This window comes from Psychroserpens luteolus, assembly GCF_021032705.1.
Classification (GTDB): Bacteria; Bacteroidota; Bacteroidia; order Flavobacteriales; family Flavobacteriaceae; genus Psychroserpens; species Psychroserpens luteolus.
Window position 1 is genome coordinate 1,005,748 of sequence record NZ_JAHVXI010000001.1, and the last position, 14,010, is coordinate 1,019,757.

Annotated in this window: 5 protein-coding genes; 4 read left to right on the forward strand and 1 reads right to left on the reverse strand. The window is 36.3% G+C overall.

What is annotated here, in order from left to right:
* Window positions 1-41 precede the first annotated feature (41 nt).
* From KWG70_RS04545 to KWG70_RS04560, 4 genes are all read left to right on the forward strand, one after another.
* A complete protein-coding gene (locus KWG70_RS04545; protein WP_230934792.1) occupies window positions 42-5,453 on the forward strand; it encodes a fibronectin type III domain-containing protein in 5,412 nt (1,803 codons plus the stop codon).
* Window positions 5,454-5,524: 71 nt separating this feature from the next.
* Window positions 5,525-6,427 (forward strand): PorP/SprF family type IX secretion system membrane protein, encoded by a 903-nt coding sequence (locus KWG70_RS04550; protein ID WP_230934793.1) that lies wholly within the window; start codon window positions 5,525-5,527, stop codon window positions 6,425-6,427.
* A 19-nt stretch (window positions 6,428-6,446) separates the two neighbouring features.
* Complete coding sequence (locus KWG70_RS04555; RefSeq protein ID WP_230934794.1) at window positions 6,447-8,360, forward strand: OmpA family protein; 1,914 nt, start codon at window positions 6,447-6,449, stop codon at window positions 8,358-8,360.
* Window positions 8,361-8,504: 144 nt separating this feature from the next.
* Complete coding sequence (locus KWG70_RS04560) at window positions 8,505-13,553, forward strand: choice-of-anchor L domain-containing protein (RefSeq protein ID WP_230934795.1); 5,049 nt, start codon at window positions 8,505-8,507, stop codon at window positions 13,551-13,553.
* Between the two features lie 72 nt (window positions 13,554-13,625).
* Here the strand turns inward: KWG70_RS04560 and KWG70_RS04565 are convergent, their stop codons facing one another.
* Complete coding sequence (locus KWG70_RS04565) at window positions 13,626-14,009, reverse strand: hypothetical protein (protein ID WP_230934796.1); 384 nt, start codon at window positions 14,007-14,009, stop codon at window positions 13,626-13,628.
* Window position 14,010 lies beyond the last annotated feature (1 nt).

Below are 14,010 nucleotides of genomic sequence, written 5' to 3' on the forward strand. Positions count from 1 at the left end.
AACTATCAATTAATTAAAATAATTTAATAGCATTCATTGATATGAAAAAAGTTTTACTCTCGTTATCATTTTTATTTGCTTTTTCAATTTGGTGTGCCTCTGCACAGGTAACATCATATCCTTATCTAGAAGATTTTGAGTCTGGTGATGGAGGTTGGGTTGCAGATAATACTACAGCAGGAACATGGGCTCTAGGAGCTCCAACAGCAGCTGTCATTAATAGTGCAGATTCTGGAACTAATGCATGGGTGACTAATTTAACAGGAAATTATAATACAAATGAAAACTCATTTGTTGTAAGTCCTGTTTTTGATTTATCATCACTAAATGCACCATCTATTGAGATGAGTATTTGGTGGAATTCTGAGTTTAGTTGGGACGGAATGGTTTTACAATCATCAATTGATGATGGTGCTTCATGGCAAAATGTAGGTGCTCAAGGCGATCCAAATAACTGGTATAATGATGGAACTATAGCCGGAAACCCAGGAGGTCAACAAGTAGGATGGACTGGTAGAGGAACTACAGGTTCTGGTGGTTGGGTAGTTGCTCGACATGCCTTAAACGGACTTGCAGGAGAAGCAAATGTGATTTTAAGAGTCGCTTTTGGTTCTGATGGATCTGTTCAAGATGAAGGTGTTGCTTTCGATACCGTATCAATTTTTGACGTAAGTTGTCCTGAGCCTTCAGGAATTGCTGTTGCTAATATTACGGCAACATCAGTAGATATTAGCTGGACAGCTGGTGGAACTGAAGCGGACTGGGAAATAGCAGTTCAACCAATAGGAACTGGTGTGCCAACAGGTGCAGGAACAGCAACTACAAACAATCCTTACACTGAAAATGGGTTAACAGCCGTAACAGATTATGAAGTTTATGTAAGAGCAGATTGTGGAGGTAGCGGTTTTAGTAACTGGGTAGGTCCAGTAAACTTTTTATCTGGATGCGATGTATTCGTTCCTGATTATTTAGAAGGCTTCGCCACAATAATACCGAATTGTTGGGATGAAGCTTCTGATGGAGATGCAACTACAGGTCCAACAGGACTTGGCGCTGGTGATTGGGGACCAGATGGATTTTTAAATAATGGTTTTGATGGCGCTTACAAAATAAATTTATGGCAAGCTGCCAAAAGCGATTGGATTTTATCCCCTCAGTTTGATTTAACAGGAGGTCCTTTTCAAGTCGATTTTGATTTTGGAATCATGCAATTCGCAAGTAGCACTACAGCAGGAACTTTAGGTTCTGATGATACTGTACAATTATTAATTAGTACAGATAATGGTGCAACATGGACGAGTTTATTAACTTTTGATAATACTACTGTGGTTCCTGTTACTGGGACTCAAGTTGTATTTGATTTAACAGCATATTCAGGTCAGATAGTACAGTTTGGGATTTTAGGATCTGAAGGAACTGTTGATGATGCAGAAGACAATGATGTTTTTGTAGATAACTTTAGAGTACGTGCTATTCCTTCATGTCAGGAATTAACAGGTGTAGTCGTAGATAATGTTACCGATACATCGGCTGATATAAGTTGGACACCAGGTGGAACTGAGACGTCTTGGGAAGTAGCAATACAGCCTCAAGGAACTGGAGTTCCGGCAGGAGCAGGAACAGCAACAACAGATAACCCTTATACAGCAACACCATTAAACCCAAGTACAGCTTATGAAGTATGGGTAAGAAGTGATTGTGGCGTTGATGGTTTAAGTAGTTGGGTTGGACCAATTAATTTTACAACATTAAATACACCACCTCCACCACCAGTTGGAGTAACTTGTGTAACAGGTTCATCTTCATTTATTTTTACTGAAAACTTCGAACAAGATCCACCATCAGGTTGGACAGGAACAGGCTTTGATGGTTCTAATGGTAACTGGGATATTACAGCGGCTGGAGCCAATTCTTTTGGTACTGGTCCTGCAAATGCTTTTGATGGCGGCGGTGGAAACCATTTAGAATATGAAGCAACTGGCGATGCTACAGATATTGCATCAGCGATAAGTCCAGCAATTGATATGTCAACAGCTGTTGATGGTGCTGAATTGTCATTCTTCTTCCATGCTTTTGGAGATGATATGGGAACATTAAATGTTGGTGTAGGTACAGATGCAGCAGGTCCGTTTACTAATGTATTTACATGGGTAGGAGACTTACAAATCTCAGATGACGAAGCTTGGGTACCTGTAGGAATTAATCTTGATGCTTATCTAGGCCAAGTGATTTACTTAGAATTTAGCTATGGTGGAGCCGGAACAGGTTTTGAAGGCGATATGTCTATAGATTTTGTAAGAGTAGAATCTTGTGGAAACTTCTGTATTCCTCCAAGTGGGATTACAGTAGCTAATATTACGGGAACTACTGCAGATATAAGTTGGACACCTAACAATGGAGAAACATCTTGGGAATATGTAGTTGTTCCTTCTGGAACAGGTGAACCAACAGGTCCTGGGACTACCGTAGGAACACCATCAGCAAGTATTTCTGGTTTAGATTTTGAAACCGAATATGAAGTATGGGTAAGAGCTGATTGTGGTAGCGAATTTAGTATATGGTCTGGACCAGTAATTTTTACGACAACAATACAAACCAATTTTGATGTGGATTGTGCTGTTGGTCCAGTAAACAGTTTCCTTTGTTATGGAAATAATGATTCTGAAATATTTACATACACAAGCTCAGATGGTTCACTCCTTAATCTTACCATCAATGTAGGAGAAATTGAAGGGGCTCCTTTTGACTTTTTACTTGTAACCGATGGAAATGGTACAGTACTATATAATGATGAAGGTAATGATGGTGTGCTTGATGGATTAACGTTTCAATCTATAACCGATACAATTACAATCCAGATTTTATCTGATGGTTCTGTGAGTTGTCAGTCAGGTAGTGGATGCTGTTTAGATGGGATTGACTTTACTGTAGCTTGTGCTACGTGTGTAAACCCAGTAGCCACTTATCAAGTTATTGACGATTGTGATAATGGCGATCAGTTCTTAATTGACGTTAATGTTACAAGCTTAGGAGATGCTACATCACTTACAATTTCAAATAATATAGATGCTACAACAGTGCCAGTGACTGCGGTTGGAACATATCAAATTGGACCATTCCCATTCTTGGTTGATGTTGTTGTATCTGTAAGTAATGATCAGGATGTTAACTGTATTATTAATAGTAGCCCAATTCAATTATTGGCATGTCCACCTGAAAATGACAATCCGTGTGACGCTACTGTTGCAGTAGTTAACGACGATGATTCTTGTGATTTAACAACTCCAGGTACAATAATTGAAGCAACACCGTCGGGAGTGCCAGATGGAACATGTACTGGTAATCCAGACGACGATGTATGGTTTGAGTTTACAGCATTAAGTGAAGTTCAATTGATTTCCTTAGTAAATATAGCTGGAGGAACTTTCAATTTAGATCATGCACTATATGAAGGAACTTGTGATGGTCTAGTAGAAATCGATTGTACAGATGGTACAGCAAGTGTAACACCTCAATTAATTGTAGGTAATACTTACTTTATTAGAGTATTCTCAGGAGGAAATGATTCAGAAACATCAACCTTCGATCTTTGTATAAAAGAAGCACCTACAAATATCATTTGTGAAAATGCTGAAAACTTCTGTGCTGAACCAGGAGGAGCTTTAACAACACCTAATATTATTGGGATTCCAGATCCTTCGGATATTGCATGTTTGTTTTCTGCGCCTAACCCAACATGGAATATTATTCAAATTGGAGATCCTGGTTTGATTGAAATAGAAATTTCTCAAGTGGATGATGCAGGAAACGGATTAGATGTTGATTTCGTTCTATGGGGACCTTTTGATTCTGTAGAAAATGCTTGTGGTAATTTAGACTTAGGATGTCCTAATCCTGGTGGAGATTGCCCTAATAATACTGCAGATCCTGATTTCTATCCTTTTGGAAATATTGTAGATTGTAGTTATTCATTTATTTCAACAGAAACACTTACTATAGATAATGCGCAGTCTGGAGAAATCTATCTTTTATTAGTAACTAATTTCTCTGATGATCCAGGAACTATTTCAATTAGTCAAACCAATACAGGAGGTGAAAACGATGGTGATATTACCGCCGAGATTGAAGTAGATTTAGGACCAGATCAAGAGTTTTGTGGATTTGATTCTTATGAAATAATTGCGGATTCACCTTTCGCTGACACATGGGAATGGTATTGTGATGGTTTTATTATTGATGGCGAAACATCGTCTTCATTGATTGTTACAGAATCATGTACTTATACAGTTATAGTTTATGATGAACAATGTGATGCTCAGGCTCAAGATTCGGTGACCATAACTTTTGGAGATGAACCAGTTGCAAATGCAGTAGCAGATATTGTCACATGTGATGACATTTCAGCAGATGAAATTGAAGACTTTGACTTAGGGATTCAAACAGCAGGGGTTTTAGGAACACAATCAGAAACAGAGTTTAATGTAACTTACCACTTAACTTTAGCAGATGCTCAATCAGGTGCAAATCCGTTACCATTAAACTACACCAATACATCTAACCCACAAACAATCTATGTTAGAGTTGAAGATGCTAATGCAACATTTTGTTCTGCTACAACATCGTTCCAGTTAATCATATCTGGACCAACTCCAGATGCAACTAGTGTGCCAATTGAAGAATGTGATGATGACACAGACGGGGTTACGCTATTTGACTTAGCAGCGCATGACGCGAATATACTTAATGGTCAAAGTGCTACAGACTTTTCGGTGTCTTATTATGAAACTGAGGCAGATGCAGAGGCAGGAACGAATGCCATTGATACGTCTGTACTATACAGTAGTGCCTCTCAAACTATCTATGCTAGAGTGGAAAGTAATATTGCTTTTGATTGCTTCTCTACAACACCATTTGATCTCATAGTTAAGCCATTGCCTAGTACATCATTCACTACAGATTTTGATTACGAGGTATGCCCTAATGCAACAGTACCAATTTTAATTACTGCAACAGCCAATAACTATTCAGTGTCTGAAGTAACAATTGTATGGTATCAAGATGGAGGTGTTATTGCTGGAGAAAACGGTTTAACCCTTCCAGTATTAGAAGCAGGACTTTATGAAATAGAAGTGACTTTTAACGATGCAACACAATGTTCTAGTATTACCGCACAAAATGTAATTGAATTAGAAAGCTGTGTAATTCCTCAAGGGATTTCTCCAAATGGAGATGGGATGAATGATACTTTTGATTTAAGTAGTTATGATGTAAGCAAGCTTGAAATCTTTAATCGTAATGGAACTTTAGTTTACTCTAAAGAGAACTATACAAACGAATGGCATGGTCAAACCAACGATGGTGATGAGCTGCCTGTTGGAACCTATTTCTATACGATGGAGTACGAAGGTGGTAAGCAGAGAAGTGCATGGGTTTACATACAACGACTCAACTAAGTAACCAATTAAAATCTTAAATAGAATTCTAAGAATTCAACCAAACAAACTAAAATCAAACAAACTAACAAATGAAAAAATTTTATATCATTATTGTATTGCTCATCGCAACACAGGTGTATGGACAGCAAGATCCACAATACACACAGTACATGTATAATATGAATGTCATCAATCCAGCATATGCAGGTTCTAAGGAGAATTTGTCATTTGGATTACTTTACCGTACACAATGGACTGGTATTGATGGCGCTCCAAAAACAGGAACATTTTTCGGACATCTTCCAGTAGGAGATAAAGTAGGTTTAGGTCTATCTGTTATTTCTGATGAAGTCGGGCCAATTAAAGAAACAAATGTGTATGCAGACTTCTCATACACATTGCAATTAGGTGGAGCGCACAGATTAGCTTTCGGAGTTAAAGCTGGAGCAACGTTTCACGATATTGGATTAGCAGGAATAGATTTAATTGATCCAAATGATCCCTTTTTTCAAAATATAAATACAACGACACCAAATATTGGAGCAGGTGCTTTTTATTATACAGATAATTACTATTTAGCACTTTCTGTTCCTAATATTTTAAATTCTGTTCATTTAGATGCTAACGGAAATAAATTAGGTTCTGAAGAAGCGCATTACTTTCTTACAGGTGGATATGTTTTTCAATTATCACCAAACGCTAAGTTAAAGCCTTCGTTTTTAGTGAAATCTGCATTTAGTGCACCAACTTCGTTTGACGTGAATCTTAATGCATTGTTTTATGAAAAATTTGAAATAGGCGCTTCGTATAGATTGGATGACTCTTTCTCAGGCTTAGTTAATTTTGCAATTACGCCATCTTTGAGAATTGGATATGCATATGACAATGTAACTTCTGATATTAGAAGATATGCACCTGCATCTCACGAATTTATGTTATTATTTGATCTAAACTTTCCGAAGAAAGTTTCACGTTCACCAAGATATTTCTAATCAATTAAGCTAAACAATCATGAAAAAATTATTGACACTTTTTACAATAGCAGCATTAAGTAGTTTCAGCTTAATAGCTCAAGATAAATCCACAAAAAGAGCAGACAAACATTTCAATAGATTTGAATTTGTTGAAGCTGCTGAAGACTATGCCAAACTAATTGAAGACGGAAAGGGAAGTCCTTACGTTTACAGTCAGCTTGCAGAATCATATTACAATGTATTTAACACTCAAGAAGCTGAGCGTTGGTATGCAAAAGCTTTAGAAACATCTGATAGTCCAGAAATGGTTTTTAAATATTCTCAAATGTTAAAAGCTAATGGAAAGTATGAAGAATCAAATACTCAAATGGCAAAATTTGCTTCAATGCGACCAAGTGATGATAGAGCGATTGCTTTTAATAAAAATCCAGACTACTTACCTAAAATCTTAGAAAAAGGTAAAAAATTCAATATTCAAAATTTAGGATTCAATACGCAATATTCTGATTTTGGAGGAACGCTTCAAGATGGAAAGCTTTACATTACATCTGCTAGAAATACATCTCGTAAAACATACTCATGGAATGAAGAACCATTTTTAGATATTTATGAAATGGCTAAAAATGAGGATGGGACATACCAACCAGGAGCTTTAGTAGAAGATGAGGTAAATACAAAGTTTCATGAAGGAGTTGTTTCTTTTTCACCAGATGGAAATACCATGTATTTTTCTAGAGAAAGTTTCTATGAAAAAGAATATGAGAAAGATTCTATAACAAAATATAGATATAGCTTACTTCACCTGTTTAAGGCTACTAAATCTGGTGGCAAATGGAGCAATGTTGAAGGGTTTCCAATCAATAGCCAAAATTATTCAGTAAAAAACCCTTCAGTTAGCCCAGACGGAAAGACATTATACTTTGCATCGGATATGCCAGGAGGTTATGGTCTATTTGATATCTATAAAGCAAGTATAAATGATGATGGTTCTCTAGGTGATCCAGAAAATTTGGGTCAGAAAGTAAATACTCAAGGACAAGAAATGTTCCCTTACATAAGTAGTAATAATACACTTTACTTTTCTTCTAATGGTCATTTAGGTTTAGGAAACTTAGATGTATTTCATACTAAAGAAATAGATGGTAAAATGTCTCCAATTCGTAACATTGGTTTGCCAATTAACAGTAGCGCAGACGATTTTGCATTTCATTTAGATGAAGAAACAGAAGAAGGATATGTGTCTTCTAATAGAGACGGTGGATTAGGTGGCGATGATATATATGCTATCAAAAAATTACAACCTTTATGTGATGTTTTAATAACAGGTATTGTTACCGATTCTAAAACTAGAAATCCAATTAATGCTGCATCAGTAACTATGTATGATGATCAAGGAAATAGTGTATTGTCAAAAGTAACGAACTCTGATGGTACTGTTGAATTTATAGTTGAATGTGGAAAAGGGTCTGAATTAGAAGTAACCATGGACGGTTATGAAAGTAGAAAAGTTACTGTAAGCGCTTCAGAAGAGGAAGAAGTAGAAGTTAATATTGCTTTAGATCCTATTGAAGTGATTATTACTCCAGAAGCTATTGTTTTAAATGCAATTTATTTTGATTTTGATAAGTCTAATATTACTGCCCAAGCTGCTTTTGAATTAGATAAATTAGTTCAAGTTATGAACAAATATCCTGACTTAGTTATTAATGCGACATCTCATACTGATAGTAGAGGGCCTGGATCTTATAATGAAGGATTATCTCAAAGAAGAGCGAAGTCAACTGTTCAATATGTGATTTCTAAAGGAATTGATAAAGCTAGAATTTCAGCAACAGGTAAAGGAGAGAGTGAATTAAAAGTAGATTGTGGCTCTAACTGTTCTGATGAAGATCATCAAATGAATAGAAGATCAGAATTTATCATTGTGAGTGGAGGACCACAAGCACAATAAAAAATATAAAATTTTAAATAATGAATAACTAACCAATATAAAGCCCTGAATTAATCAACCAGGGCTTTTATGGTTTATATCTAAAAGTTGCTACATGATGATCATGTAAAAGAAAAGAAAAAGTAAAAAAAACAACCGACACAAATGAAAAAAATAATCTTACTTATTGCGTTTATATTTACCTGTTCGTTGGTAAATGCGCAAACGTATTTACAAGAAAATTTTGATACTGAAATCCCTGCTACATGGACTGTAACAGACGAAGGTGGTGCTACTGGAGATTCATGGATTTCAGGTCAACAAGGAGGAGGAAACAGCCTAAATGGTACTAACTGTGCCATTGTAGATAGTGACTCTAACGGAAATGGAACCGAACTCATCGAAACATTAACGTCTCCTGTATTTGATACCACAGGAGCAACAGCATTATTCTTAGATTTCGATCAATTCTATAACAATATTGGCAATGATACTGCAGTTGTTGAAGTATTTGATGGAACAAACTGGATTGAGGTTCTAAATCAAACAGCTGATGCTGGAGGTTTTGATGCTCCAGATGAACAGCATATAGATATCACAGCCTATTCTAATGCAGCGATGCAAGTACGGTTTATCTATAATGATGGTAACGTATGGGCATGGTACTGGTTAGTTGATAATGTACAAGTTTATAACTCTACATGTAACTTTCCGTCAGGGATTACTGTAACAAATATCACGTCTACTACTGCAGATATTAGTTGGACAGCTGGAGGTACAGAAACTAACTGGGAAATTGTTGTTCAGCCATTAGGTACTGGAGAACCAACAGGTGCTGGTACTCCAACAGCAACAAATCCTTATACAGTTACTGGTTTATCTCCAATCACACAATATGAAATATTTGTAAGAGCAGATTGTGGTCCAGATGGCTTTAGTATTTGGTCAAGCGTTGGGACTTTTGAATCTGCTTGTGATGTATTCGTACCTGAATACTTAGAAGACTTTACTACCATAATTCCAGACTGTTGGGACGAAGCAGCTGATGGAGATGCAACCACAGGACCTACGAATCTCGGAGGAGGAGATTGGGGACCAGATGGATTCTTAAATAATGGTTTTGATGGTGCTTATAAAATAAACTTATGGCAAGCTGCTAAAAGTGATTGGATCTTATCACCTCAATTTGATTTAACGGGAGGTCCATTTCAAGTGGATTTTGATTTTGGTATTATGCAATTTGGAAGTAGTACAAATGCTGGAACTTTAGGTTCTGATGATACAGTTCAATTATTTATAAGTACAGATAATGGAACAAGTTGGGTCAACTTATTAACGTTTGATAACACAAGCGTTATTCCTGTAACAGGAACTCAAGTTGTTGCCGATTTAACAGCGTATTCTGGACAAACAGTTCAATTTGGTATTCTAGGATCTGAGGGAACTGTTGATGATCCTGAAGACAATGATATTTTTGTAGATAATTTTAGAGTACGTTTAATTCCATCTTGCCAAGAGCCAAGTGGATTAACTGTTTCTAATGTTGGAGGAACAGCAGCAGATATAAGCTGGACTGCTGGAGGTGCTGAAACGAGTTGGGAGTATGTTGTTCAACCTTTAGGAACAGGTATGCCAACAGGATCAGGAACTACAGTAACCGCAACGACCGTTAACGAAACAGGCTTAACATTTCAAACAGACTATGAAGTTTGGGTTAGAGCTAACTGTGATGCAAATGGTTTTAGTAGTTGGGTTGGACCAGTAACCTTTACAACAACTGTGCAGTCGGATTACTCAATAGATTGTACGCAACCACCAACTCAAATAACATATTGCTACGATAATAACGATACAACTAACTGGACCTTCACTTCAACAGATGGAAGTCCGATTAGATTAACATTTAATGCTGGAGGAATTGAAAGCTGTTGTGATGATATTTTAGTATACGATGGGCCAGACAATACTGCACCTTTAATTTTCCAAGGAAATAATGGTGGAGACCTTTCAGGATTACAATTTGATTCTACTGGAGATACGATGTATATGGAAATTGACGCAGATGGATCTGTAAGTTGTGCATCAGGAAGTTTCTGTTGTACTACACAATGGGATTTTACTGTGGCTTGTGCAACTTGTGTACAACCAGAAGCTACATATGCTGTTGTATCTAACTGTACGGTTGCACCAGAATTCTTTGTTGATGTTGACTTAACAAATTTAGGTTCTGCGACGTCTATTACTCTTAGTGATAACCAAGGAAGTGCAGATCAAACAGTAAGTGCTACAGGAGTGGTTACTTTTGGACCTTATGCTAATAATACACCAGTTGAAATTACAGTAACAAACGATGATGATGCTAATTGTGTTTTAACAAGTGACGTGTTAACTCAAGAATTCTGTATTGACAATATTGTTGATTGCTCTGCAGGACCATTAAACGCTTTTTACTGTTATGAAAACAATGATTCTAACCAGTTCTCATATACAAGTACAGACGGTTCGCCTATAAGAATTACGATTAACTCTGGAGAAATAGAAGGTGCTCCTTTCGATTTCTTAGTTGTCTTAGATTCTGATGGTGTCACAGAATTATATAATGATGAAGGTAATGATGGTGTTTTAGATGGATTAGTATTCCAATCAACTGGAGATACTATTTTCTTCCAAGTCACTTCAGACGGCTCTGTAAGTTGCTCATCTGGAAGTTTCTGTTGTTCGGCTGGAATAGATTATACTGTAACTTGTGCAACTTGTGTTAATCCGACAGCAACTTATCAAGTGATAGATGATTGTGATAATGGTGATCAATTCTTAATTGATGTAAATGTGACATCTTTAGGTGATGCAACGTCTTTAACAATCTCAAACAATATTGATGCTAATACAGTAGCTGCAACTGCAGCTGGTGTTTATCAAGTTGGACCATTCCCATTTGGTGTTGATGTTGTTGTTACAATAAACAACGATCAAGATGCAAATTGTGTTATCAATAGTGATGCTATTCAATTATTAGCATGTCCACCTGAGAACGACAATCCTTGTGATGCCATAGTTGCAGGAGTTAATACGGATGACAGTTGTGATATTATTACGCCAGGAACATTATTGGAGGCTACACCTTCAGGTATTCCAAACGGAACCTGTGGTGGTGATCCAGATGATGATGTTTGGTTTGAATTTACAGCAGTAGATGAATTCCAAGTTATACAGTTAATCAATATAACTGGAGGAGGTTTCTTCCAAGATTTAGATCACGCGGTATATGAAGGCACATGTGATGCACCAGTAGAGTTATACTGTTCTCCTGCTGATGCAAGTATTACACCAGCATTAACCGTTGGAAACACTTACTATGTAAGAGTATTTTCTGCTGGAGATGAAGGTGTTGATTATACATTTGATTTATGTATCAGACCAGGAACTGGAAATGTATCTATTGATCAAGACACCTATACCATAGAAGAATTAGTTGTGGATATTTTAATTGATAGCCCTTGTGCGCAAATTACAAATATTGAATTTTCAACAGGTACAGACTTTGGAGATGTTAATGGTATAGGATATTTTACTTCTGATGAAGGGAGTTTCCCATTTGAAGATGGAATCATTTTAACATCTGGAGATGCTAGCTTAGCTGGAGGTCCAAATATTAACGCCATGAGTGATGGTGCATGGCCAGGAGATGCCGATTTAGAAGCTGCAGTAGGCATTGCGATTTCTAATAATGCATCTATCATAGAATTTGATTTTGTGCCGCTATCAGATGAAATAAGTTTTGATTTTATAATGGCTTCTGAAGAATATAATGGAAATACAGGAGGTACATTTGAATGTACGTTCTCTGATGCATTTGCATTCTTATTAACTGATGAAGATGGTGATACAACTAATCTGGCAGTACTGCCTGGAACAGATACACCTATCTTAGTCACTAATATTCACCCTGAAAACCCAGGTTGCCCTGCAATAAATGAGGAATATTTTGGAGGTTATATTCCACAAAACCTCCCTCCAATTTCTTTTGATGGTAGAACGGAAGTATTTACAGCATTTTCAGAAGTAAATATTGGAGAAACATATCATATCAAATTAGTGATTGCAGATGCAACAGATTCGGCATTAGATTCGGGTGTATTCTTAAAAGCAGGAAGTTTTGATATTGGTGAAGTAGAGTTAGGTGAGGATATTACTATCGCATCAGGAACAGCAGCATGTGTAGGCGAGCAAATTGTTTTAGAAACTCAAGCGCTATCTGTAGATCACGTTTGGTTTAAAGATGGTTTTGTTATTGAAAATGAAACGTCTAACACACTTATTGTTACTGAAGATGGAACTTATACAACTCAAATTATTTTTTCACCATCATGTATTATATCTGATGAGATTTTAGTAGAGTTCTTACCATTACCAATTGCAAATACTCCACCAGATTTAGTAGGATGTTCAATTGGGAATGACACAGCAGTATTTAACTTGTCAGATAATGATCTTGCTATATTGGGTGAGACTCAAAGTCCAGATGACTTTACTGTAACAATTCATTTAACAGAACAAGATGCTATTGATGGTGTTAACCCATTGGTGAGTCCTTATACAAGTTTGTCTAACCCTCAAACGGTTTATGCTCAAGTAACTAATAATGCTACTGGTTGTACAAATACAACTAGCTTTAACTTAGTATTAGGTACAGAGCCTGAGACCACATTCACCCAAGATTTCGATTATGAGGTATGCCCTAATGCAACTGTACCAATCATTATCGAAGCAACACCTGTAAATTATAATACATCTGAAGTGACTATTAACTGGTATTTAGATGGTGTGTTGCAATCAGGAGAAAATGGATTGACATTCCCAGTATTAATTGCTGGAGATTATGAAATTGAAGTGATTTTTAATGACACAGGATGTTCTAGTATTACAAGCCAAACGGTTATTGAATTAGAAAGTTGTGTTATTCCTCAAGGTATATCTCCAAATGGAGATGGTATGAATGATACTTTTGATTTGAGTAGCTATCGTGTCACTAAATTAGAGATATTTAATAGATTAGGAACACTTGTGTATTCTAAAACAAATTATGTTGATGAATGGCATGGACAAACCAATGACGGTGAAGAATTACCAGTAGGAACATACTTCTACACCATGGAATATGAAGATGGAACTAAGCAAAGAAGTGCATGGGTTTACATTCAACGTTTGAATTAATCAATCACTAAATAATTAAAAAGCCTCTAGTAATTATTACTGGAGGTTTTTTTTTATAACTATATGTTTTAATTAAAATACAGTACTTAATAAAATAATTGATAAGCTTATGCTGCCGAGGAGTAAAAACCATAATAACCAAATGTTATAGTGTTGAGGTGCATTTTTACTATTTCTTTTTGCATTTAAAACCTTTCTTTTTTTACCGCTATACTGAATCCAGTTCTTGAAGTAGATAAAAATACTTCCTATAACGAAAAGCACCCATGCTTTACCTGATGATAGTGTAATTGAATTCATCTCATTTAAGAATGCCGATAACAATACACCAGAAAGTAATAATAAACTGCATTGCAGTGTTGAAATATAAAATAAGGCAATAGAGTTTGCTTTCTTTTTATGTGTAGGCTTATAATGCTGAAATACATTAAAGAAAAACGTTTCAAAAATGGTCATA